The organism is Raineyella sp. W15-4, assembly GCF_033170155.1.
Taxonomy (GTDB): Bacteria; Actinomycetota; Actinomycetes; order Propionibacteriales; family Propionibacteriaceae; genus Raineyella.
Genome location: NZ_CP137079.1, coordinates 926,917 through 951,399 on the forward strand (window position 1 = coordinate 926,917; position 24,483 = coordinate 951,399).

General features: G+C 71.7%; 19 protein-coding genes. 14 read left to right on the top strand and 5 right to left on the bottom strand.

All coding sequences use genetic code 11. The annotated features are described in order from the left end of the window. Nucleotides 1-52 precede the first annotated feature (52 nt). A complete protein-coding gene (locus R0145_RS04295; protein ID WP_317840141.1) occupies nt 53-2,641 on the top strand; it encodes a UvrD-helicase domain-containing protein in 2,589 nt (862 codons plus the stop codon). 46 nt (nt 2,642-2,687) lie between these two features. Here the strand turns inward: R0145_RS04295 and R0145_RS04300 are convergent, their stop codons facing one another. After that, nucleotides 2,688-3,827: a M23 family metallopeptidase gene (locus R0145_RS04300; RefSeq protein ID WP_317839178.1), complete on the bottom strand. Its 1,140-nt coding sequence runs from the start codon at nt 3,825-3,827 to the stop codon at nt 2,688-2,690. Nucleotides 3,828-4,181: 354 nt separating this feature from the next. Here R0145_RS04300 and R0145_RS04305 point away from each other — a divergent pair, with 354 nt between their 5' ends. From R0145_RS04305 to sucD, 3 genes are all read left to right on the top strand, one after another. Further along, a complete protein-coding gene (locus R0145_RS04305) occupies nt 4,182-4,592 on the top strand; it encodes a cobalamin B12-binding domain-containing protein (protein WP_317839179.1) in 411 nt (136 codons plus the stop codon). Nucleotides 4,593-4,925: 333 nt separating this feature from the next. Then, nucleotides 4,926-6,146 (top strand): ADP-forming succinate--CoA ligase subunit beta, encoded by a 1,221-nt coding sequence (gene sucC / locus R0145_RS04310; RefSeq protein ID WP_317839180.1) that lies wholly within the window; start codon nt 4,926-4,928, stop codon nt 6,144-6,146. After that, entirely contained in the window at nt 6,146-7,048 is a 903-nt protein-coding gene (gene sucD / locus R0145_RS04315) for a succinate--CoA ligase subunit alpha (RefSeq protein WP_317839181.1), read from the top strand. The genes sucC and sucD overlap by 1 nt, the downstream gene beginning before the upstream one ends. A 140-nt stretch (nt 7,049-7,188) precedes the next feature. On the opposite strand, the gene R0145_RS04320 is transcribed toward sucD, so the two are convergent. Continuing rightward, nucleotides 7,189-8,418 carry a hypothetical protein gene (locus R0145_RS04320; RefSeq protein ID WP_317839182.1) on the bottom strand — a complete coding sequence of 410 codons (1,230 nt, stop codon included), beginning with the start codon at nt 8,416-8,418 and terminating at the stop codon, nt 7,189-7,191. Here R0145_RS04320 and R0145_RS04325 point away from each other — a divergent pair. From R0145_RS04325 to R0145_RS04350, 6 genes are all read left to right on the top strand, one after another. Beyond that, nucleotides 8,411-8,824, top strand: a complete 414-nt coding sequence (locus R0145_RS04325; RefSeq protein WP_317839183.1) for a hypothetical protein — start codon at nt 8,411-8,413, stop codon at nt 8,822-8,824. The two genes, R0145_RS04320 and R0145_RS04325, sit on opposite strands and share 8 nt — an antisense overlap. A gap of 939 nt (nt 8,825-9,763) precedes the next feature. Then, on the top strand, nt 9,764-11,167 hold the full coding sequence (locus tag R0145_RS04330) for a DUF6350 family protein (protein WP_317839184.1): 1,404 nt from the start codon (nt 9,764-9,766) through the stop codon (nt 11,165-11,167). Between the two features lie 10 nt (nt 11,168-11,177). Next, nucleotides 11,178-11,813 carry a phosphoribosylglycinamide formyltransferase gene (gene purN, locus R0145_RS04335; protein ID WP_317839185.1) on the top strand — a complete coding sequence of 212 codons (636 nt, stop codon included), beginning with the start codon at nt 11,178-11,180 and terminating at the stop codon, nt 11,811-11,813. 83 nt (nt 11,814-11,896) lie between these two features. Next, a complete protein-coding gene (gene purH, locus R0145_RS04340; RefSeq protein WP_317839186.1) occupies nt 11,897-13,465 on the top strand; it encodes a bifunctional phosphoribosylaminoimidazolecarboxamide formyltransferase/IMP cyclohydrolase in 1,569 nt (522 codons plus the stop codon). A gap of 178 nt (nt 13,466-13,643) precedes the next feature. Beyond that, nucleotides 13,644-14,495, top strand: a complete 852-nt coding sequence (locus R0145_RS04345) for a bifunctional methylenetetrahydrofolate dehydrogenase/methenyltetrahydrofolate cyclohydrolase (protein WP_317839187.1) — start codon at nt 13,644-13,646, stop codon at nt 14,493-14,495. After that, complete coding sequence (locus R0145_RS04350) at nt 14,492-15,034, top strand: DUF3017 domain-containing protein (protein WP_317839188.1); 543 nt, start codon at nt 14,492-14,494, stop codon at nt 15,032-15,034. The genes R0145_RS04345 and R0145_RS04350 overlap by 4 nt, the downstream gene beginning before the upstream one ends. A gap of 194 nt (nt 15,035-15,228) precedes the next feature. Here R0145_RS04350 and R0145_RS04355 read toward each other — a convergent pair whose 3' ends face one another. The 3 genes from R0145_RS04355 to folP all read right to left on the bottom strand — a co-directional run bounded on the left by R0145_RS04355 (nt 15,229) and on the right by folP (nt 18,335). Next, entirely contained in the window at nt 15,229-16,218 is a 990-nt protein-coding gene (locus tag R0145_RS04355) for a malate dehydrogenase (protein ID WP_317839189.1), read from the bottom strand. A 288-nt stretch (nt 16,219-16,506) separates the two neighbouring features. Beyond that, on the bottom strand, nt 16,507-17,388 hold the full coding sequence (gene purU, locus R0145_RS04360) for a formyltetrahydrofolate deformylase (RefSeq protein ID WP_317840142.1): 882 nt from the start codon (nt 17,386-17,388) through the stop codon (nt 16,507-16,509). 65 nt (nt 17,389-17,453) lie between these two features. After that, entirely contained in the window at nt 17,454-18,335 is an 882-nt protein-coding gene (gene folP, locus R0145_RS04365; protein ID WP_317839190.1) for a dihydropteroate synthase, read from the bottom strand. Between the two features lie 208 nt (nt 18,336-18,543). Between folP and R0145_RS04370 the strand changes: the two genes are divergently transcribed. The 4 genes from R0145_RS04370 (at nt 18,544) to R0145_RS04385 (ending at nt 24,459) form a co-directional block, all read left to right on the top strand. After that, a complete protein-coding gene (locus tag R0145_RS04370; RefSeq protein WP_317839191.1) occupies nt 18,544-19,962 on the top strand; it encodes a hemolysin family protein in 1,419 nt (472 codons plus the stop codon). A 56-nt stretch (nt 19,963-20,018) separates the two neighbouring features. Then, nucleotides 20,019-21,281 (top strand): aminoglycoside phosphotransferase family protein, encoded by a 1,263-nt coding sequence (locus R0145_RS04375; RefSeq protein WP_317839192.1) that lies wholly within the window; start codon nt 20,019-20,021, stop codon nt 21,279-21,281. Between the two features lie 121 nt (nt 21,282-21,402). After that, complete coding sequence (locus R0145_RS04380) at nt 21,403-22,995, top strand: methylmalonyl-CoA mutase (RefSeq protein ID WP_317839193.1); 1,593 nt, start codon at nt 21,403-21,405, stop codon at nt 22,993-22,995. A 162-nt stretch (nt 22,996-23,157) separates the two neighbouring features. Continuing rightward, nucleotides 23,158-24,459, top strand: a complete 1,302-nt coding sequence (locus R0145_RS04385; protein ID WP_317839194.1) for an amidohydrolase — start codon at nt 23,158-23,160, stop codon at nt 24,457-24,459. Nucleotides 24,460-24,483 lie beyond the last annotated feature (24 nt).

Sequence of the window (24,483 nt, forward strand, 5' to 3'; positions counted from 1 at the left end):
GGCGGGCTCCAGCGGCCCCGGTGACGTCGGGCGCGACGTCACCGGGGGCGTCATGGCGGACCGCGGCCAGGTCCGGGAGAGCGGGCCGGCCGGTGCTGGACGCCCGCGGGACGGCGGGCGGCACCGGGTGACGCCGGAGGAACTGGTCGCGGGGCTGAACGACCCGCAGCGCGAGGCGGTGGTGCACGCCGGCGCTCCCGTGCTCGTCGTCGCCGGTGCCGGATCGGGTAAGACCCGGGTCCTCACCCGCCGCATTGCCTACCTCGTCGGCGTACGCGACGTGCATCCGGGGTCGATCCTGGCCATCACGTTCACCAACAAGGCCGCCGCGGAGATGCGGTCCCGGGTGGTGGAACTGGTCGGCCCGCGGGCCCGGGTGATGTGGGTGTCGACCTTCCACTCCGCCTGCGTCCGCATCCTGCGCGCCGAGATCGGTCACTTCGACCGCTCGGCGAACTTCTCCATCTACGACACCGCCGACTCCAAGCGGCTGATGCAGATGATCTGCCGGGAGCGGGACCTGGATCCGAAGCGCTACCAGCCGCGCGAGCTGCTCAACTGGATCTCCGCGTGCAAGAACGAGCTGGTCCGCCCCGAAGGAGCGGCCGGGCGGGCGCCACGCGGGCAGGAAGAGCTCTACCCGAGCGTGTACGCCGACTACCAGCGTCGATTGCGGGCCGCGGAGGCGTACGACTTCGACGACCTGATCATGGAGACCGTCCGGCTGTTCCGCGAGTTCCCTGAGGTCCGGGAGAAGTACCGGCGGCGCTTCCGGCACGTGCTGGTCGACGAGTACCAGGACACCAACCCCGCCCAGTACGCGCTGGTCCGCGAGCTGTGTGGTGCGGAGACCGCCCAGGGGCTTCCGGAGGCCGGGATCGTCCCGATGGACCCGCCCGAGCTGATGGTCGTCGGCGACTCCGACCAGTCGATCTACGCCTTCCGAGGTGCGACGATCCGCAACATCCTCGACTTCGAGCAGGACTTCCCCGGCGCCCGGACGATCCTGCTGGAGCAGAACTACCGCTCCACCCAGACGGTGCTCTCCGCGGCCAATGCGGTGATCGCCAAGAACCCCGGCCGGCCGCAGAAGCGGCTCTGGTCCGACGCCGGCCAAGGGGAGAAGATCGTCGGCTACGTGGCCGACACCGAACACGGCGAGGCGCAGTTCGTCGCCGACGAGATCGACCGGCTCGTCGACGCGGGCACCACCAGGTACGGCCAGACGGCGGTGTTCTACCGGACCAATGCCCAGTCCCGGGCCTTCGAGGACGTCTTCATCCGGGTCGGGCTGCCGTACCGGGTGGTCGGCGGGGTGCGCTTCTACGAGCGCAAGGAGGTACGCGACGCGATCGCCTACCTGAAGGCCATCGCGAACCCGCACGACGACGTCTCCGTACGCCGCATCGTCAACGAACCCAAGCGGGGGATCGGGGACCGGGCGCAGGAGCAGGTCCAACACTTCGCCGACCGGGAGCGGATCAGTTTCGGCAGCGCGCTGGACCGCCTCGACGAGATCGAGGGGCTGGCCACCCGGTCGACCACGAACCTGCGGGGCTTCGCCACCATGATGGCCGACCACCGCACCCTGATGGCGGAGGGAGCCGCGGCCGACGAGATCCTCGCCTCGATCCTGCAGGCCTCCGGCTACGTCGACACGCTGCGCAACAGCACCGACCTGCAGGACGAGAGCCGGCTGGAGAACCTCACCGAGTTCATGGCGGTCGCCGAGGAGTTCGTCGCCCAGGCCCACGTCGTCGACATCGACGACGAGACCGGCCGGCCGATCGACCCGGAGACCGGTACCCCGCTCGCCACCGACCCGGACCTCGAGGGCGGGCCGGGCCAGGACCCGACCATCGGCAGCGACCGGGGGCCCGTCGGCGCGGAGGCGCCCGACGACGGGACGGTCGCCGGCGCCTCCGGCACCACGCCGGACGCCGATCGGCCGGCGGTGTCGGCGGAGCTCGGCGGGCTGGGTGGCGGGGCTCCGGAACCGGACGACTCGCTGCCGGCGTTCCTGGAACGGATCGCCCTGGTCGCCGACGCCGATTCGGTGCCGGAGGGCGACGAGGAGGGCGTGGTCACCCTGATGACGCTGCACACCGCGAAGGGCCTGGAGTTCGACACGGTGTTCCTCACCGGCTTCGAGGACGGCGTGTTCCCGCACATGCGCGCCCTGGAGGATCCCGACGAGCTGGAGGAGGAACGTCGACTCGCGTACGTCGGGATCACCCGTGCCCGCAAGCGGCTCTTCCTCACCCGCGCGGTGGTGCGGACGCAGTGGGGGCAGCCGTCGTACAACCCGCCGAGCAGGTTCATCGCGGACATGCCGGCCGACCTGGTGGACTGGCGCCGTCTCGTCGAACCGGGATCGACCTGGGAGATCCGGGCCGCGGCCCGTACGTCGTCGGCCCGGGACCGGACCGAGGGCGGCCGGATCTTCGGATCCGGTCAGCCTCCGCGTGGCCCGCACGTGGATGCCGTGGCGGTCGGCGACCGGGTGCTGCACACGTCCTTCGGACTGGGCACCGTGATCAGCACGATGGGGGCGGGGGAGAAGGCCAAGGCCGACGTCGATTTCGGTTCCTTGGGCGTGAAGCGGCTCTCGCTGCGGCACGCGCCGATGGAGAAGCTCTAGGAGCGGAGCAAGCGGCTCGGCGCGGAGATCGGATCAGCCGCAGAGGTCAGATGGCGACGCCGCGGGCGGCCAGCCAGGGCACCGGGTTGGCGGCAGTGTACGGGTCGCCGACCGTCTTGGCGTTCGGGTAGTACTCGAAGTGCAGGTGCGGGCCGAAGGACCGGCCGGTCACGCCGACGTAGCCGATCAGCTGACCGGCCTTCACCTGCTGGCCCACCTGGACCGCGGTGGAGGACATGTGCGCATACAGGGTCGCGCCGCCTCCGGGATGGTCGATGACCACATGGGTGCCGGCCCAGGAACCGCCGTTCGCCGGGGCGACGACACCGTCGGCCGCGGCGTAGATCGGAGTGCCGATGGGGGCCGGGAAGTCCTGACCGGTGTGGTAGCGGGACCACGATCCGACGGCACCGAAGGGCGAGCCGAGGGTGTAGGTGCCGGCCTTCAACGGCGTCGCGCCGCCCCCACCGGAGGCCGCGATGGCCATTGTCGCGGCGCGGGCGGCGTTGGCGCTGAGGGTGCCCGTCGGCGGGTTCTTCAGCTGGTCGTTCTGGGCCGAGGTGGCCTTCTTCGCATCGTTCAGCAGTGCGGAGCGGGAGGCCGACGCCTTGGAGATGGAGGCCTGGGCGGCGGTGTCGTTGGCGGCCGACAGCTGTTTGGACCGTTCGGTCGCCAGCTGGGCACCCATCGCCGCGTCGAGCTCCGTACGGGCCGCCGTACGGGACGTCTCGTCGGTGGACCGTCCCTCCAGGCCGCCACCCTGGCCCGCCGGGGACTGGCCGTCCGACGTGTTTGCCGCGCCGCCACCGCCGGAAGTATCACCGGGGGACGCGGGAGCCGGCTGCGCGACACTCGGGGAGGATCCGGTGCCCTGCCGCGCCGCGAGTACGGCCTCCGGGTTGGCGGCCTGCGCGTTCGACGTCAGGGTGACCGCACCGGCCACGGCGAGGCCGAGCGCCGAGACGGTCAGGGCGGCCAGGCTGGTGTTGAGGGTGTGCCGGTTGTCGTCGGTCTCCTCGGTGCCGTCGATCTCGGCGTAACGTCCGGGGGCGCTGTCGGTGCCGGGCTGCTGGAAGCGGTCGCGGAGGGCGGCCAGGGAGGTGCGGGCGGATCCGAAGGTCGATCCCGTCGGCTCGTCGGCGACGGCGCGTCGGGGATGCGACGGAGGTGTCGGGATCCGTGACACGGGCTCTCCTTGGTTCGGCTGACCGGTCGACGTCGGTATCTCACGGGTGGAACAACGCCTCGGCGAACATAACGGATTGGTAAACCGAGAGCCAAATCGGGGTGCCGTCGATCGGGCCCCCTGGTAGCCGAAAGTCGGGGGATCAGTGCCGGGGTGCGGCGGCAAATGTGCACAAGATCACATTTCCCGTAGGGGGGTTGGCGGGTCCGGCCGGTTCGGAGGAGGGGGTCGGCGACCGACACCGACGCTGCCGCGGTGGGTGACCCGGCCGGTCCGGACCGGCTGGTGGAAGCGGCACAGGCAGTTGACGGGGGCGCCCCTCGCGGCCGGAGCTGCCCGGCTAGGCTATGGCGCGTGGATACGAACGCACGGATTCGAGTGGTAGTCGCCAAGCCCGGCCTTGATGGCCACGACCGCGGGGCCAAGGTGGTGGCCCGCGCCCTTCGCGACGCCGGCATGGAGGTCATCTACACCGGTCTGCACCAGACCCCTGAGCAGATCGTGCAGACCGCGATCGCCGAGGACGCCGACGGCATCGGCCTGTCGGTGCTCTCCGGTGCTCACCTGACCCTGTTCCAGGACGTCCTGGAGCAGCTCAAGGCGCAGGACGCCGCCGACATCGTCGTCTTCGGCGGCGGGATCATCCCGGAGGAGGACATCCAGCCGCTGCAGGACATGGGGGCGGCGCGGATCTTCACGCCCGGCACCACGATGGAGAGCATCGTGGAGTGGGTCCGGGAGAACGTGCACACCCACGCCGCCTGACCGTCGCGGCGACACGGAGGCTCGCAGGTCCGGGGGAGTGGCCCGGCTCCGCGGGTGACACCGCCGAGATCCCGGCCGGCCGGTCGGTCCCCCGCAGGGGATCGCCGGCCGGCCTTGTCGTTGTCCTGGGCATGTCCTCGGGTACCGACTCGTCCGTGGCTGCGTCCGGGCCTCGCTCACGCCGGGCGACACGAAGCCGGCCGGGGAGGGGGAGGAGGGCCCCTGCTGTCCCGGAACCCACGGCATTAGACTCAACGCCGTTGCATGCCCCGAGCGCCGATGCCGGGGCGAGGGCGGTGCGCTCGCGCTGCCCGTCGAGGCGAAAGGATCGCGATGGATCTGTACGAGTATCAGGCCCGCGACCTGTTCGAGTCCTATGGCGTTTCAGTGATGCGGGCCCAGACCGCCACCACTCCTGCCGAGGCCCGACAGGTCGCCGAAGAACTCGGCTGGCCGGCCGTCATCAAAGCTCAGGTCAAGACCGGCGGTCGCGGCAAGGCGGGCGGCGTGAAGCTGGCCCGGACCGCCGACGAAGCGGAGGAACTGGCCGGCCAGATCCTCGGGATGGACATCAAGGGGCACACCGTCCACAAGGTCATGGTGACCGAAGGCGCCGACATCGCCCAGGAGTACTACTTCTCGATCCTGGTCGACCGCTCCGAGCGCCGCTACCTGGCGATGTGCTCCCGCAGCGGTGGCATGGATATCGAGACCCTCGCGGTCGAGCACCCGGACCAGCTGGCCCGGGTCGGGATCAATCCGCTTGTCGGCATCGATGACGCCAAGGCCGCCGAGATCACTGCCGCGGCCGGCTTCGACGAGGCCGATCGTCCCGGCCTCGAGGCGATCTTCAAGAAGCTGTGGGAGGTGTTCCGCGACGAGGACGCCACCTTGGTCGAGGTCAACCCGCTGATCAGGGCCGGCGACGGCTCGATGATCGCGCTCGACGGCAAGATCACCCTGGACGACAACGCCGCCTTCCGGCACCCTGGCCACGAGGCCCTCGCCGACACGACGGCCGTCGACCCGCTGGAGCAGCAGGCCCGCGAGAAGGGTCTCAACTACGTCAAGCTCGACGGCAACGTCGGCGTCATCGGCAACGGCGCCGGCCTGATGATGAGCACCCTGGACGTCGTGGCGTACGCCGGCGAGGACCTGCCGGGCCGGCCGCGGCCGGCCAACTTCCTCGACATCGGCGGCGGCGCCTCGGCCGAGGTGATGGCCGACGGCCTGTCGCTGATCCTCTCCGATCCGGACGTCAAGAGCGTCTTCGTCAACGTCTACGGCGGCATCACCTCCTGTGAGCAGGTGGCCAAGGGCATCGTGCAGGCCCTCGAGCTGCTCGGCGACCGGGCGAACAAGCCGCTCGTGCTGCGGCTCGACGGCAACAACGCTGCGGGCGGCCGGCAGGTGCTGCGCAAGGCGCGGGAGCGGCTGGCCGGTGTCGTCGTCATCGCCACCACCATGGACGGCGGTGCCCTCAAGGCCGCCAAGCTGGCGGCCGGTGTCGCCACCGTCGACGAACTCCGCGATGCCCCGGAAGGCAAGAACTGATGACCATCCTTATCGACTCGAACACCAAGATCGTCGTCCAGGGCCTCACCGGCTCGGAGGGCAGCAAGCACGGCCAGCTGATGCTCGCCTCCGGCGCCAGGGTCGTGGCCGGCACCAACCCGAAGAAGGCCGGCCAGTCGCTGGCCTTCACCTGGGCCGGTGGCCACGCCGCCGTGCCGGTCAGGGCGACCGTCGCCGAGGCGATGGAGAAGGACGGGGCGAACGTCTCGGTCATCTTCGTTCCGGCGAAGTTCACCAAGGGTGCGGTCATCGAGGCGATCGACGCGGGCATCCCGCTGATCGTGGTGATCACCGAGGGCGTCCCGGTCCACGACACTGCGGAGTTCTACACGTACGCCAAGGCGAAGGGCACCAGCCGCATCCTCGGCCCGAACTGCCCGGGCATCCAGTCGCCCGGCGAGTCGAACGCGGGGATCATCCCCTCCGGCATCACCGGGCCTGGCCCGATCGGGCTGGTGTCCAAGTCCGGCACGCTGACCTACCAGATGATGTACGAACTGCGGGAGATCGGCATTTCCACCGCCGTCGGCATCGGTGGCGACCCGATCATCGGCACCACCCACGTGGAGGCGCTGGAGGCGTTCGAGGCCGACCCGGAGACCAAGGTCATCGTGATGATCGGTGAGATCGGTGGCGACGCGGAGGAGCGGGCCGCCGCCTACATCAAGGAGCACGTGACGAAGCCGGTGGTGGCGTACGTGGCCGGCTTCACCGCCCCGAAGGGCAAGACGATGGGGCACGCCGGCGCCATCGTGTCCGGCTCCGCGGGCACCGCGCAGGCCAAGAAGAAGGCCCTCGAGGCGGTCGGCGTCAAGGTGGGCAGCACCCCGTCGCAGACCGCCGAGCTGGCGAAGGAGTTGATCTCGGAGCTGGGGCTGTGAGGTCCTGACGGGTCGCAGCGGTCCTGCTGCAGACAGCAGAACGGGGCTCCCGGGTCATCCCGGGAGCCCCGTTCGGTCACTTCTGCTCGTCAGGTCCGGAGGTCCGGCGCCGGTGACTCACAGCGCATGTCTCACAGCACTCACAGCGTGCTGCTCAGCCGGACCCCGGCGCGTTCGCCGAGGGCCTTCCACTGGGCGTTGGTGAAGTCGTACGCGTCACCGGTCGGGACCAGCAGGTAGATCACCGAGTTGTCGATCTGGGCCAGGGCGAGGCGGTACTTCTGCTTCGAGGTCTGGTTGACCTGCTGGGTGACTACCCAGCTCCGGCCGGTGACGGCCCTGTCCCCGGCGCCCTTGGCCGACAGGTCATCGGTCTTGTCCACCTTGGCGGTCAGCATCGCCTTGTCACAGCCGTCGATCGAACCGCTGATGTCCTTGACCAGGGCATCGGCGCTCTGGCGATCGGGGAAGGTGAGGATGTACTCGTCCACCCCGAACGTCTGCGGTGCGGCGGCATCCTCCTGGATCAGGTAGGCGCGGTGCCTGCGGGCCGTCGGCCCGGCCACATTGGCCAGGTCCTTGCCCTCGCACTGGCTGCCGAAGAAGTCGAAGCTGGTCGCGACATCCGTCCCACCCCAGCGGCCGGTCCCGGGGGTGATCCGCGGCAGATCCGCGTTCGCCAGGAAATCGGGGTTGCTGGCGGTCTTCGGGGGCACGCCGTCGGTCGCTGACGGATCGGTGGCGCAGGCCCCACCGGCGGCCTGGCAGGTGCGTCCCACCGCAGTGCCGAGGAGACCGGCGACCACCGCCCCGTCGGGGGTCGTGTTGGGGCGGCTCGCGTCGACCACGGTGATCACCGTGCCGCTGCGGCTGAGCATCACCGTGTGGTGGACCGACGTCTTGTCCTGCACCACCGCGGAGACGCCGGCGGAGCTGTCACCGACATTGCTGACCGCCCAGCCGCCCTCGAGGTAACTCACCGGGCGCTCGCAGGCGCCGAGCTGCGTGGTCCAGATGGTGGCCGCCGTGGTCGCATCCTGCACCGAGCCGAACTGGAAGGCCTCGTTCAGGACGTTCGTGTTCGCGTCCCCGCCCCCCTGGAGGTTGCGCACCATGGCGGCCTGGGGGAGCGGCACTCCCTGCGCATCCGTCGTCAGGCAGTTCGCGCGGGGGGTGCTGGCGTCCACCCGGCTCTGGGTGAGTGTCTCGGTCCAGGTGACCTTATCATCGAGCCGGCGTGCGTCGTCGGTGGTCAGCAGGGCGGCGGCGGAGATCACCGGGGTCCCGGAGAAGGTCGGGGACCCGGTGGCCGCCGGGCCGCTCGTCCGTCCGCGGAAGAGCACGGTGGTGACGATGACGCCGATGACCACCACAGCGGCGATCGCGCCGATGAGGAGGTTGCGGCGACTGGCCCAGCCCCGGTGGTCGCCGTCCACCGCCCGCGAGGGGCCGCTGCCCCGTGACGGCGGTGGGGTGCCCGCGCCGGCCGGGGTCGCGCTCCGGGAAGCGGTGGTCGAGCTCTCGGCTGCGTGGGAGGGCGATGCTGCGCGGGCCGGCGATGTTGCGGACGCGGAGCCCGCGGGCGGGCGCTGCTCGGCATCCGCGGCGGGAGTGGCCGGGATCCGGCCGGTGGCGTCGGTGATCGGGAGCTGGCCGGTGGCCTGGGTGGCCGGCGTCAGCCCGGTGGTGTCGTACGACCGGGAGGTGGGTGAACCGGTGCTGGCCGGGGAGCCGGTGGGGGGTGTCGGGGCCGCCGCCCCACCCTCGCCACCGTGAGGGGCCCAGATCTGCTGCTCCGCCGTGATGGCGGCGGTGATGCCGGTCTCGGTGAGTGACGGCGTCAGCGGGCCCTGGGAGGCCGTCGGGGACGTGACGGGACCGGGACTCGGTGGGGGTGTGGCGGGCGACGGGATCCGGGGCAACGAGCCGGTCGCTGCGGTGCTGGGGGCCGAGGGCTGCGCCACCGGACCGGAGGGGACCCACGGTGCTGTGGGCCGGGCCGGGCCGGCCGGACTGGTGGGGCTGGTCGGGAGGCCGGGGGAGGCGGGACCGGGGACTGCTCCGGCGCCGCTCGGGGGAGTCGGTCGGTCGGGACTGCCGGAGTCGGGTCGGCCGGGACCGGCACTGCGCTGCGGCTGTGGGCCGGGGCGCAGCGGCTCGGGTCCGGCGCTGCGGGTGGGGCCGGTGGGGCTGGTCGGACTCAGCGGGCGACCGGGACTGGACGGCCGGAACGGGCTCGGGGCCGGATAGGGGCTCGGCGTCGGAGCGGGACCGGGGGCAGGGCGGCCACTGGGTGCCCGATACGGACTCGAGGTCGGCTGGGGGCCCGCCGTTCGGCGGGGACTCGACGGGTGGGACGGACGCGACGTCTCGGTGGGGTGGTCGTCCTCCGGCAGTGGGCCGAGCGCTCGGCGTGCTCGCCGGGGACGGTCGGCACCCGTGTTCTCGGGGGGCTCCGGACCTTCCTCGGGCGGCGGGGCTGCCGCGCGACGGGGCCGAGGCACCTCGGGTACGTTGTCGTCCACTTCAGTCCTTCCAGTCCGGCGTGCCGATCCGGTGCATCGATCCCACCGGTCCGCGGCGGAGCGATGCCGGACGCCGGTCGCCCCCGCAGCGACCCAGACATCCCGGACGGTCACTGGTCGTGTCGACATTACCCGGTGGGGCGTGTCTTTAGCGACCCGTCCTTGCCTTGCACGACAGCATGGAACCGATATGAGCCAGAACAGGAACACCCCGCCCCGCACCCGCCCGGACCTCGGCCGGCCCGGTGGGGCGCCGCGGACGGCCCGCGACGGGCGCGCCCGGGCCGCGGACCAGCCGCACGATGACCTCGTCGAGGGCGTGACCGGCGTACGCCCGGAACTCCCGCCCACCGAGGTGCCGCTGGCCGCCCCCGCTCGTCGTCCCGGGTGGCTGTGGATCCTGGCGGCCGGTGCGGGTGCCGCGATGGTCGGCTGGGTCACCCTGACCGCGCTGGCCTCCGTCGCCTGGCTGACCGCGCCGGTCGGATCGTACGGTGACGTGATCGCCGTCTCGACCCAGCTCTGGTTGGCGGGCCATGGCGGCGGGCTGTACGTCGACGGCACCCGATGGACCCTCGTGCCGTACGGGATCAGCCTGCTCCTGCTCTGGCTGCTCACCCTGGTCAGCGGCGAGGTGCTCCGCCGGCTGCGGGACGCCGAGGAGCCTCGCCTGGCCACGCTGCTCGTCCGCGGCGTCCTCGTCACCCTCACCTACGCCGCCATCGTGGGCGGCGTGGGCCTCGCCCTCGGCAACCCCCGCCAGGGTGCGGCGGGATTCGGCGGTGCCGTCGTCCTCGCCGCGGTCGGCGTCGGGTGGGCCGGCGCCAGGACCTCCGGCCGACGGACGGGCTTCCGGTCGCCGGGCTGGGGGCGGCAGTTGCTGCGGGCCCTGGCCGTGGGCCTGCTCACCCTCACCGTGGTCGGATCGGCGGCACTCGTCACCGGCCTCGTCGCGCACTGGGGCCAGCTGACCGTGCTCACCGGCGCGCTCGGCGGCGGTGTCGTCGGTGGTCTCGGCGCGCTCGTCGCCCAGGCGGCCTACCTGCCCACCAGCATCGTCTGGGCGGTCAGCTACACCCTCGGTGCGGGGTTCGGTCTCGGTGACGGTTCGCTCGTCTCCCCGAGCGACACCCACGTCGGTCTGCTGCCCGGCTGGCCGATCGCCGCCGCGCTCCCGCCGGCCGGTCCCGGGACGCCCTTCGGCCTGGCCTGGCTGGCCGGCGGGGTGGTGGCCGGCGGCCTCGCCGCCTGGGTGTTCCTGCGGGAGCGGCGCCGGATCCGGCCCGACACCGCCACCGCGCTCGGCGGGTGTGTCGGCCTGCTGCTGGGCCTGCTGGTCACCGGCATCGGCCTCAGCACCCGCGGGGACCTGGGGATGTCGCGGCTGGTCGGGCTCGGCCCGCGCCCCCTGGAGCTGCTGGTCCTGGCCGTCACCCTCACTACCGCGGGAGGACTGGTGACCGGTCTGGGCGTCGGGATCGTACGGTGGCTGGCCGGGCGGCGGGCGGCCCGGTCGGTCGGCCCCACCCCGGCGATCGGGGCGGACCCTGTGATCGGGGCGGACGCCGCTGACCGCCCGGACCCGGCTGAGTAGGCTGCCCTCCGTGGCGTATTCCGTTGTCGTCCTGGTGTCCGGCTCGGGCACCCTGCTGCAGTCCCTGCTCGACGCCTGCGCCGACCCGGCCTGGGCGGCCGCCCACGACGTCCGGGTGGTGGCGGTGGGGGCGGACCGGGAGAGCGCCTACGGCCTGCAGCGTGGGCGGGCGGCCGGGATCCCGACCTTCGTCGTCCCGCTGCGCCGGGGCGACGACCGGGCCGCCTGGGACCGTACGCTGACCGACACGGTCGCCGGGTACGCCCCGGACCTGGTCGTCAGCGCCGGGTTCATGAAGCTCGTCGGCCCGGCCTTCCTGGAGCGGTTCGGGGGTCGGATGATCAACACCCACCCCGCCCTGTTGCCGTCCTTCCCCGGCACGCACGGCCCGCGGGACGCCCTGGCGTACGGGGTCAAGGTCACCGGCGCGTCCGTCTTCTTCGTCGACGAGGGTGTCGACACCGGCGCGATCATCGCCCAGGCGGCGGTCCCGGTGCTGCCCGACGACACCGTCGAGACCCTGCATGAGCGGATCAAGGTCGAGGAGCGTCGGCTGCTGATCGAGGCCGTCGCCGCCCTGGCCGACACCGCGCGGGCCGAGACCGCACCGGAAGGCGTCACCCCCGCCGATATCCCCCGCGGCTGATCCGAGGCGCTCCTTCCATCTGCTCCTCCACCGGCCGATCCGACAACGTCCACTGTCCCGAAACACCCACGGAAGAAGGTCCGATGTCCGTAACGCCCGAGCGGCTCCCCATCAAGCGAGCCCTGGTCTCCGTCTATGACAAGACAGGTCTGGAGGATCTCGGCCGCGCCCTCACCGCGGCCGGCGTCGAGGTCGTCTCGACCGGCTCCACCGCCCGGAAGCTCGCCGAGGCCGGTGTGCCGGTGATCCCGGTCGAGGACGTCACCGGCTTCCCGGAGTGCCTCGACGGACGGGTGAAGACCCTGCACCCGAAGATCCACGCCGGCATCCTCGCCGACCGGCGGCTGCAGTCCCACCGCGACCAGCTGGTCGAGCTGGGGGTCGCCCCGTTCGACCTGGTGGTCTCCAACCTCTACCCGTTCCGGGAGACGGTGGCCTCCGGCGCCACCCCCGACGAGTGCGTCGAGCAGATCGACATCGGCGGGCCGTCGATGGTCCGCGCCGCCGCCAAGAACCACCCCAGCGTGGCGATCATCACCGCGGCCGACCAGTACGACGACCTCAAGCGGGCGCTGTCCGAGGGTGGTTACACCCTGGCCGAGCGCCAGCGACTGGCCGCCGCCGCGTTCGTCCACACCGCCGAGTACGACATCGCAGTGGCCTCCTGGATGGGTTCGGTGCTCACCGACTCCTCCGACGGCGACGGCTTCCCGGCCTGGATCGGCGGCGCCTGGACCAAGCGGGGCACCCTGCGCTACGGCGAGAACTCCCACCAGGCCGCGGCGCTGTACGCCAGCGAGGACGGCCCCGCGGGGCTCACCCAGGCGGTGCAGCACCACGGCAAGGAGATGTCGTACAACAACTACACCGACGGTGACGCCGCCTACCGTGCCGCGTACGACTTTGACGAGCCGGCGGTGGCGATCATGAAGCACGCCAATCCTTGCGGCATCGCGGTCGGCACCGACATCGCCGACGCCCACGCGAAGGCCCACGCCTGCGACCCGCTGTCGGCCTACGGCGGCGTCATCGCCACCAACCGCCCGGTGTCGGTCGCGATGGCCGAGGTGGTCAAGGACATCTTCACCGAGGTGGTGATCGCTCCCGGCTACGAGGACGGCGCCCTGGAGATCCTCTCGGCGAAGAAGAACGTCCGTCTGCTCACCGCGGCGCCGTACACGCATCGGCCGGTCGATCTGCGGCCGATCTCCGGCGGCACACTGCTGCAGCAGCCCGACCGGATCGACGCCGCGGGCGACGACCCGGCGAACTGGGAACTCGTCGCCGGGGAGGCCGCCGACGCGGCCACCCTGCGCGACCTGGTGTTCGCCTGGCGGGCCTGCCGTTCGGTGAAGTCCAACGCGATCCTGCTGGCCAAGGGTGGCGCCTCGGTCGGTGTCGGCATGGGCCAGGTGAACCGGGTCGACTCGTGCCGGCTCGCCGTCCAGCGGGCCGGTGACCGGGCCGCCGGGTCGGTCGCGGCCTCCGACGCGTTCTTCCCGTTCAGCGACGGCCCGCAGATCCTCCTCGACGCGAAGGTCAAGGCGATCGTCCAGCCGGGCGGCTCCATCCGCGACGACCAGACCATCGAGGCGGCCAAGGCGGCCGGCGTGACGATGTACCTGACGAAGACCCGCCACTTCTTCCACTGACGTCCGCGTCGCGGGGCGTCCGGCCCCCGCCGGCGGGGGCCGGAGGGCCGGCCGGATTCGCCTGCGGACCCCGACGACGGTGGCACTAGGCTGCTATACACGTGCGGCGGATATACGCGTGCGGCGGACGGCCCGGGACGTACGTCACACCTCGACCACCCGGCGGAGGAGAAACTCGATGACGGCAACGAAGATGGACGGCAAGATCGCCGCGGCGGCGATCAAGGAGGACCTCAAGGCCCGCGTGGCCGCGCTCGTCGAGAACGGCGTCACCCCCGGTCTCGGAACCGTCCTGGTCGGCGACGACCCGGGGAGCCGGGCGTACGTCCGCGGCAAGCACCGCGACTGCGCCGAGGTCGGCATCGCCTCCATCCAGGTCGAGCTGCCGGAGGACACCTCGCGGGACCAGCTCGCCGAGGCGATCGCGCGGCTGAACGAGGACCCGGCCTGCACCGGCTACATCGTCCAGCTGCCGCTGCCGTCCCACCTCGACGACAACTGGGCGCTGGAGCAGATCGACCCGGCCAAGGATGCCGACGGCCTGCACCCGACGAACCTGGGCCGGCTGGTGCTCGGTGTCGAGGCGCCGCTGCCGTGCACCCCGCGCGGCATCGTCGACCTGCTGCGCCGCAACGACGTCGAGCTGAACGGTGCCGAGGTCTGCGTCGTCGGCCGCGGCACCACCGTCGGCCGGCCGCTGGGCCTGCTGCTCACCCGCCGCACCGAGAACGCCACCGTCACCCTGTGCCACACCGGCACCCGGGACCTCGCCGCGCACACCCGGCAGGCAGACATCGTCGTGGCGGCCGCCGGGAGCCCGGGCCTGATCACCGGCGAGATGCTCCGGCCGGGCGCCGTGGCTGTCGACGTCGGGATGACCCGCACCGACGCCGGCCTGGTCGGCGACCTCGACCCGTCCGTGTGGGACATCGCCTCGAAGGTGGCACCCACCCCCGGCGGGGTGGGCCTGATGACCCGGGCGATGCTCCTCGCCAACGTGGTGGAGCGGGCGGAGAAGTCCTCCCGGTGAGTCAGCCCAGCCGCGGAGGTCTCCCCCGGGATGTGCCGTTCGGTTCGGTGGGGGCGCCGTTCGGCTCAGCGGAAGCGGAGGTGGCCCGGGAGGATGCCCCCGCCGACCCCGGGCGGAACGACTCCGGAGTGGCGGCCGGTGGTGCGGCGGCCGATACGACGAAAGAGCCGTTGCCCGTCGAGGGGCCGGTCGGTCCGCAGGTGCCGATCATTCCCGATCCGCCGGCGCCGGGCACCGTGCCTCCGCCCGGGGTCCCGTTCACCGGACCGGACCGCACCCGGCACGATCCCGGACTGCGCTGGACCTGGCTGGCGATCGTGGTGGGGATCATGGCCGTCGGGGTGGTCCTGATCGCCCTGGGGCTGTGGCAGGCCGGAAGCTGCCTGATGGGAGCCGGGATGATCGTCGGGGCGCTGATGCGGCTCAGCATCCCCTCCCGGGAGATCGGACTGCTCCGCGTCCGGGGCAAGGCCTTCGACGTGCTGTGGATGCTCGCGGTCGGCACCGGGATCATCGCGATGGTGTTGGCCCGCTCCTGACGTCGCGGGGTCCTGGCCCGTTCCTGACGTCGTGCGGGGGCCGGGCGCGGCGGCACATCGGGCCGCGCGGGCACCCGGTCCAGCGGCCTTGGGTACGCGAGACGTGGGTACGCAAGAGGGGTGGGAACCCGCAGGCTCCCACCCCTCTCACGTTGCCCTGCCACGCCGTTGTGACCGGGAAGCTCGGAGGCTCCTCAGACCAGGCCCAACTCGTGGACCGCGGCGCGCTCGTTCTCCAGTTCCTCGATGGTGGCGGCCAGCTTGGCCTTGCCGTAGTCGCTGAACTCCAGACCCTGGACGATCTCGTACTCACCGTTCTTCATGGTGCACGGCATGCCGAACGTCAGGCCCTCGGGGACACCGTACGACCCGTCGGAGGTCACGCCCATGGTGACCCAGTCGCCGACCGGGGTACCCAGCATCAGGTCGTGCATGTGTTGGGCGGTGGCGTTCGCCGCCGAGGTCGCCGAGGAGGCGCCACGGGCCTCGATGATGGCGCCGCCACGCTTGGCGACGGTCGGGATGAAGGCGTCCTCCAGCCACTCCGGGTCGTTGACCACCTCGACCGCCGGCTTGCCGGCGATGGTGGCGTTCGTGATGTCGGGGTACTGGGTGTCGGAGTGGTTGCCCCAGACGGTGACACGCTCGATGTAGTTGACCGAGAAGCCGGTCTTCTTGGCGAGCTGTGCGATCGAGCGGTTGTGGTCCAGACGCATCAGCGAGGTGAACCGGGTGGCCGGGACGTCCGGCGCGTGGGTCCGGGCGATCAGGGTGTTGGTGTTCGCCGGGTTGCCGGTCACCAGGACGCGGACATTGTCGGCCGCGTTGTCGTTGATGGCCTTGCCCTGGGGGGCGAAGATGGCGCCGTTGGCGGCCAGCAGGTCGGAGCGGTTCATGCCCTTGCCACGCGGGCGGGCACCGACCAGCAGGCAGATGTTCGCGCCGTCGAAAGCGACGTTCGGGTCGTCCGACATCACCACACCGGAGACCAACGGCGAGGCACAGTCCTCGATCTCCATCGCGACACCCTCGAGGGCCTTCATGGCGGGGGTGATCTCCAGCAGGCGCAGCTCGACAGGGGTTTCCTTGCCGAGGAGCTGGCCGTTGATGATGCGAAACAGCAGACTGTAGGCGATGTGACCGGCACCGCCGGTGACAGCCACCTTCACGGGGGCTTGAGACACGGTGTACTCCCTTGTCGGTTGTCTTGGCGCACCCGGGGCCCGGGTCCGTACGTGGCTGACGCTAGCACCCCCGGAATCGCCCCCATGGGGTGGAGGGGGGGCTAGGCGTTGTTGTTGCTTCAAATGGTCTGACCACGGATGAATGCTGGGGAGGACGGCTGCTGGCGTGGCGGGCGCCACAGCCTGGCTGCGCCCTCGCAGGGCGTCGGCGTCGGCATTCTCGCGGGTCGTCGAGAGAGGTGACCGCCGACCGGGGCCATCCGCCGGGCTTCGGTCACCGGGCGTCGGTCACTGGAAGACGATCGTACGGATCCCGTCGAGGAGCACCCGGTGCTCGGAGAACAGCCGGACGGCCTGCGACAGGGTCCGCGACTCGACGTCCTGACCGATCGCCATCAGCTGCCGCGGGGAGTCCGCATGATCGACCCGGACGACGTTCTGTTCGATGATCGGGCCCTCGTCCAGATCGGCGGTGACGAAATGCGCTGTGGCGCCGATCAGCTTCACGCCGCGGGCGTGGGCCTGTCGGTAGGGGTTGGCGCCCTTGAACCCGGGCAGGAACGAGTGGTGGATGTTGATCGCCCGGCCCTGCAGGAAGTCGCAGAGCTCGGGGGAGAGGATCTGCATGTAGCGGGCGAGCACGACCAGCTCGATGTCCTGCTCCTCGACCACCTGCCGCACCCGGCGCTCGAAGTCGGCCTTGGTCTCCGGGGCGACATGGTGTGACTCGAAGGGCACGTGGTAGAAGTCGGACAGCTCGCGCAGGTTCTCGTGGTTGGACAGCACCAGCGGCACGTGCACCGACAGCTGCCCGGCGTGCTGGCGGAAGAGCAGGTCCTGCAGGCAGTGCCCGGCCCGGGACGCCAGGATCAGGGTCTGCAGCGGCCGGCCGACCACGTCGATCTGCCAGCTGGCCCGCAGCTCCCGGGCCACCGGCGTCAACTGGTCGACGATCGCCTCGCGCGGCCGCTGGGTGGCGAACTGCAACCGGATGAAGAAGTTGCCGGTGTCCTGGCTGGAGAACTGCTGCAGCTCGGTGATGTTGCCCTCGGCGCCGACCACGGCTCCCGACACCTTGTGCACGATGCCCGGCCGGTCCTTGCAGCTCAGTGTGACCACCCACTGGTCGGCGCTGCCGTCGATCCCTGTCGCCACGTTCTGCCCCTCGATCACCCCGTCAGGCTAGCCGACCGACTCACCGGCACGGACACCGCTCAGTGGCCGGAGCGCTCGGTTCAGAGATTGTGGCGTTCGTACGCCGGCTCGCGGGTGCCGGCGATCGCCGCGCACAGCCGGACGGTGTCGACCGCGGCCCGGGTGTCGTGCATCCGGATCACCCGGGCGCCCTGCTGGATGCACCAGGTGGCGGCCACCACGGAGCCGACGGTCCGCTCGTCGCGGTCGCGACCGAGGGCCTCGCCGATGAAGTCCTTGTTGGAGACGGCGGCCAGGGTCGGCAGGCCCAGCGCGACGACCTCGGCGAACCGGCGGGTCAGCTCGAGGGTGTGCCGGGTGTTCTTGTTCAGGTCGTGGCCCGGGTCGAGGACGATCTGCTCGTCGGGTACGCCCAGGCTGCGGGCCCGCTCGAGCCGATCGGCGAGGAAGGCGACCACGTCGTCCACCACGTCGTCGTAGTGCGGGCGGTGGTGGTGTGCGTGCGGCGCGGCCAGGCAGTGGGTGATGATCAGGGTGGCGCCGGTCGAGGCGGCCAGCTCGGCCAGGGCCGGATCAGCCAACCCCGAGGTGTCGTTGATCACCGCGGCGCCGGCGGCCAGTGCGCGTTCCGCGACCGCCACCCGGGTGGTGTCGACCGAGATCACCACGTCGCTGGCGGCGGCCACCGCTTCGACCACCGGGACGACCCGCGCGATCTCCTCGGCCTCCGCCACCTCCGCGGTGTCGGGGGAGAACGGCACCCCGCCGATGTCGACCCAGTCGGCGCCCTCCGCGGCGGCGGCCAGTGCGGCGTCGACGGCGGCGTCCAGCCGGTACGTCCGGCCACGGTCCCAGAAGCTGTCCGGGGTCCGGTTCACCACCGACATCACTGCGGCCTGCCGGTCGAAGTCGAACGTCCGCCGGCCGATGGTCCGGATCCCGAAGCGGGGAAGAGTCGTCACGTCGTCGATTGAAACAGATCACACCAGGCCAGGGCGGTCGTCTCCCGGACTGGCGCCGGTCCCGGCCTGAGGACACGACGTGCACGACCGCGTCGCTCCCGCCCTGCCGGTATCCTGTGCGGGTGATCGATGACCACAGTATCGGCGCCTCCCCGCACCGGTGCCCGAGCCGGGCACCGCGGCCGCTGACGCGGGGAGGCGGGCCTCGATGAGCCAGCTGATCGGCGAGATCGTCCTGGTCCTTTTCTTCACGCTCTGCGGAGGCTTCTTCTCGGCGGCGGAGATGGCGTTGATCTCCCTGCGCGAGAGCCAGATCAAACAGCTCCGGACGCGCGGCCGGCGGGGTCAGAAGGTCGCTCACCTGGCGGCGGATCCGCAGCGCTTCCTGTCCGCCGTGCAGATCGGCGTGACCCTGTTCGGCTTCCTGTCCTCCGCCTTCGGCGGTGCGACCATCGCCGGCCGCCTCACCCCGGTGCTGGTGAACTGGGGGGTGCCGACCGGGCTCGCCTCGACGATCTCCCTGGTCATCATCACCATCATCATCTCCTACGTGTCGATCGTGCTCGGCGAGCTCACCGCGAAACGGCTGGCCATGCAGCGGGCGGAGTCGTTCGCGATGGCCCTGGGCCCGACGGTCGACGGGATCGCCCGGGCGATGCGGCCGGTGATCTGGCTGCTGGAGGTCTCCACCAACGCCGTCGTCCGGCTGCTCGGCGGTCGGCCCGAGGCCGCCCGGGAGGAGGTGACCGAGGAGGAGCTCCGGTCACTGGTCTCCGACGCGGCCGCCCTGGGGGACGAGGAACGCCGGATCCTGGAGGACGTCTTCTCGGCGGGGGACCGTACGCTGCGGGAGGTGATGGTGCCGCGCACCGAGGTCGACTTCCTGCCCGGCGACACCCCGGTCTACCGGGCGGTCCGGGAGCTCACCGGGTCGCCGCACTCGCGCTACCCGGTCACCGGGGCCTCGGCCGACGACCTGCTCGGTTTCGTCCACGTCCGGGACCTGTTCGACCCGGGCTGGGCGCAGCGCGCCACCCCGGTCGAGGAACTGGTCCGGCCGATGGCGAACTTCCCGCAGACCGTCAACGTCATCCACGCCCTGGCGGAGATGCGGCGGGTGTCCAGTCACATGGCCGTCGTCCGGGACGAGTACGGCGGGACCGCCGGCATCGTCACCATGGAGGACCTGGTCGAGGAACTGGTCGGCGAGATCACCGACGAGTACGACATCGTGCAGGAGGAGACGCCGACCGCGCCGAACACCCGCGAGATCGACGGTCTGATCTCGCTGGAGGACTTCGAGGACGAGACCGGGATGGTGCTCCCCGAGGGGCCGTACGACACCCTGGCCGGCTGGTTCATGTGCCGGATCGGCGCCATCCCGACGGTGGGGGCCAGCTCCGAGGCGGAACTGGCGTTGGCCGACGATCCGGAGCAGCAGCGCAAGGTCGAGGTGTCGGTGCTCGAGATGGACGGCCGGCGGGCGGCCCGGTTCCTGATCCGGCGGACCGGTGCCGCTCCGGCCGCCGGCCGCTCGCGGGTCCCGCGGTCGGCCCCCGGCACGGCCTACTCGGCGCCCACCGCGGCCACCGGGTCCGAGGGCCGGGACGGTGCCACCGGGCACTGATCGCACCCTGAAACGATGTCGTCGGGGAGCCATCGAGGGGAACAGGAGGGGGACGGATGAACGAGGACGATCCGGACGGTGGGCTGCTGCTCAGCTCTCGCGCGGTGGGCGACATCCTGATGGCGGCCGTCCGCGACGCCGGGGGGACCCTGCTGCGCTGGCGGATGGACCATGTCGACCACCAGCCCGGCCGCGCCACCACCGCGACCTACCGGGCGCACGTCTCCTGGAGCTGGGGCGAGTCGACCGAGATCGTCGGCGTCACCTCGCGGGTCGGCGGCCCCGACGAGTCCGAACGGGCGGGGGCGCACGTCTACCACGACCCGTACGGACGGGAGGTGACGGTCTGGATCTACCCCGAGGACCCGGAGCTGCCCGGCCTGCGCACGGCGGCGTACGCCGAGGGCATCGCCGACCTGGTGAACGACTTCGGCCTGTGGACCCCGCGGGCGGGCGCGCTGTCCGGTCCCCGCCCGACGATCACCCCGGCGGACGTGCAGCTCGACGTGGTCGGCTACCGGCCCCGGCAGCGGGCGGTGCTCCGCGCCGACGTCCGCGCCGAGGGAGTGAGCCGCCGGTTCTACCTCAAGGTGCAGACCGCGGCGGAGGCCGCCCAGACCCTCGACCGGCACCGGATGCTGCGCGGCGCCGGGATCGCCGTGCCCGAGGTGCTGGTGCTCACCCACGACTCGGTGCTGGTGACCGCCGGCCTGCCGGGTCTGCCGCTGTCCACGGCGCTGTTCCGTGAGGACTCCCCGTGCACGGCCGAGGAGCTGATCGCGGTGTTGGACGCCTTCCCACCCGTGGTGGGGCGGCTGCCGCGCCGGATCCCCTGGACCGAGTCGGTGCACTACTACGTCGAGGTGGTCGCCCGGGCGATGCCGGAGCTGGAGGGCCGGCTGCTGTGGCTGGCCGACCAGGTGAGCCAGGGGCTGGCCGGCCTGCCGCCGGGGGAGGAGGCGACCCACGGGGACTTCCACGAGGGGCAGGTCCATGTCGCCGGGGGCCACATCTGCGGCCTGCTCGACATCGACGGCATCGGCCCCGGCCGGCGGGCCGACGACCTCGGCTGCCTGCTCGCCCACCTGTCGACGATCCAGCGGATGGACATCGCCCAGGCCGCGCACCTGCAACGGCTGCTGGTGGAGTGGACGCCGGTGTTCGACCGCCGGGTCGACCCGACCGAGCTGCGGTTGCGGGCGGCCGGTGTCGCGATCAGCCTGGCCACCGGTCCGCACCGCAGCCAGGAGGCGAACTGGTGCGAGGAGACCGTCGCCATCGTCAGCGCGGCCGAGGCCCTGGTCCGCCAGGTGGGCTGAGCATGACCCTGGTGGGCTGAGCGTGACCGCTGTCACGGCCGGATCCGGGCGGCCCGGAGACCGCCCGGAAGAGGGGGGATCGCCGGTACGGGCCGGGAAGGCCACCGGTAGGCTCAGCCCCATGAGTGGAATTGGTGAGACCGAAACCGGGACTCCCTTCGCGGCGGTGTATTCAGCGGCTGCGCTGGACGGTTGGGATCCGGCCAGCAAGCTGGGCGCCCCCGGGGAGTACCCCTTCACACGTGGTGTGTACCCCAAGATGTACACGACCCGTCCCTGGACGATGCGTCAGTACGCCGGCTTCGGCAATGCGCGCGAGTCGAACGAGCGCTACAAGGACCTGATCGCGAACGGGACGATGGGCCTGTCGGTGGCCTTCGACCTGCCGACGCAGATGGGCTACGACTCCGACGCCCCGATCTCCAAGGGCGAGGTCGGCAAGGTCGGCGTGGCCATCGACTCCATCGACGACATGCGCGTCCTCTTCGACGGCATCGACCTGGGCAAGGTCTCGACCTCGATGACCATCAACGCTCCGGCCGCCGTGCTGCTGCTGCTCTACCAGCTGGTCGCCGAGGAGCAGGGCACCACCGCCGACAAGCTCACCGGCACCATCCAGAACGACGTGCTCAAGGAGTACATCGCCCGCGGCACGTACATCTTCCCGCCGTCCCCGTCGCTGCGGCTGATCTCCGACATCTTCGCCTACTGCCACGACAACATCCCGAAGTGGAACACCATCTCCATCTCGGGCTACCACATGGCCGAGGCGGGCGCCACGCCGGCGCAGGAGGTGGCCTTTACCCTGGCCGACGGCATCGCCTACGTGGAGGCGGCGATCAAGGCCGGTCTGCACGTCGACGACTTCGCCCCCCGGCTGTCGTTCTTCTTCGTGGCCCGCACCACCATCATCGAGGAGGTGGCGAAGTTCCGCGCCGCCCGCCGGGTGTGGGCGAAGCTGATGAAGGAGCGCTTCGGCGCCGAGAAGCCCAAGTCGCAGATGCTGCGCTTCCACACCCAGACCGCGGGCGTGCAGCTCACCGCCCAGCAGCCGGAGGTCAACCTGGTCCGGGTCGCGGTGCAGGCGCTGGCCGCCACCTTCGGCGGTACCCAGTCGCTGCACACCAACTCCTTCGACGAGGCGATCGCGCTGCCGACCCCGAAGGCCGCTCGGCTCGCGCTGCGGACCCAGCAGGTCATCGCCTTCGAGTCCGACGTCTGCAAGACCGTCGACCCGTGGGCCGGTTCGTACGTCGTGGAGAAGCTGACCGACGATCTCGAGGCCGAGATCTGGAAGCTGATCACGCAGATCGACGACATGGGTGGCGCCGTCAAGGCGATCGAGCAGGGCTTCCAGAAGGCCGAGATCGAGGACTCCGCCTTCGCGTACGCCCAGGGCATCGACTCCGGCGAGCGGATCCAGGTCGGGGTGAACAGGTTCACCATCGACGAGGAGGAGAAGTACGACCCGCTCCGGGTGGACCCGACCATCGGCGAGCAGCAGGCCGCGCGCCTGGTCACCCTGCGCGCCGGGCGCGACAACGCCGCCGTCGACGCCGCACTGGTGAAGATCAAGGCTGCCGCCGAGGGCTCGGACAACCTGCTCTACCCGATGAAGGAGGCGCTGCAGGCCAAGGCCACCATCGGTGAGGTCTGCAACGCGCTGCGCGACATCTGGGGCACCTACACCCCCAGCGACGCCGCCGGCGCCTGAGCCGACACCGTCCGGCTCGCCGGACACCACCGTCCGGCGCCCGCCGGACACCCCGACGGCCGTCCCCCCTGGTGGGTGGCGGCCGTCCGTCGTCCCGCGCCGCCCGGTGTCCCGGGCGTAGGTCCGCTGTCCCCGGCCGGGGACCGGCGATAGGCTGGGTCAATGACCGCCTCACCCACCACGCCGGAGGTGGATCCCGGTCCCGCGATCGCGGTGGCCACCGCCGCGATCAGCGAGCGGATGATCTCCTTCCGCCGTGATCTGCACGCCCACCCCGAGCTCGGCCACGCCGAGCGGCGGACCACCCAACGGGTCGCCGACTCACTGCTGTCGATCGGCTTGGAGCCGAAGGTGCTGCCGGTCGGCACCGGCCTCACCTGCGACATCGTCGGCGACGACTGGGAGCCCGACAGGGGGCTGGTCGCATTGCGCGGGGACATGGACGCGCTGCCGCTGACCGATGCCAAGGACGTGGCGTACGCCTCGAAGAACCCCGGCGTCACCCACGCCTGCGGCCATGACGTGCACACCACTGTCGTCCTCGGGGTCGGCCACGTGCTGGTGCAGCTGCGCCGCCGGGGCCTGTTGCGCACCGGCGTCCGGCTGATCTTCCAGCCCGCCGAGGAGTCCACCCCGAGCGGCGCCCCCGACGTCATCCGGGCCGGTGCCCTGCACGGGGTGCGCGAGGCGTACGCCCTGCACTGCGACCCGCGGACCACGGTCGGCCAGATCGCCGTCAAGCGCGGCGCCATCACCTCCGCGGCGGTGAAGGTGAACGTCAACCTGCGCGGCTCCGGCGGACACACCTCCCGGCCGCACCTCACCGCTGACATCGTCGGCGCCCTCGGCGCGGTCGTCACCCAGACCCCCTTCCTGCTGTCGCGCCGGATCGACCCGCGCAGCGGGGCCTCGCTGATCTGGGGCCGGATCACCGCCGGCAGCGTCGAGAACGCCATCCCGCGGATCGGTGAGCTGGGCGGGACGCTGCGAGTGCTGGATGTCCCGGGATGGAAGCAGTCGGTGGCGCTGCTGCCGGAGCTGATCACCGGGATCGTCGCCCCGTTCGGGGTCGAGGTGGACGTCGACATCGATCCCGGCATCCCGCCAACGGTCAACGACCCCCGCGGCGTCGCCCGGCTGGTCGACGCCGCCGAACGCCAGCTCGGGCCGCAGTCCGTCGCCCGGACCGCCCAGTCGCTGGGCGGGGAGGACTTCGCCTGGATCCTGCAGGCGGTGCCCGGGGCGATGGCCCGGCTGGGTGTCCGCCCCCGCGGGGTCGCGGAGGCCGACTGGCCCGACATCCACCAGGCGCGGTTCGACGTCGACGAGGGCTGCATCCCGGTCGGGGTCAAGGTGCTGAGCCGGCTCGCCGCCACGCCCACCCATTACTCACCGCGCCCGGACGGGTCACCGCGCCCGGACGGGGTGGCCGCGACAGCGCGGGCTCCGCAGGACGCCGGATGACCGGGGTCCCGACGACTGCGGGTC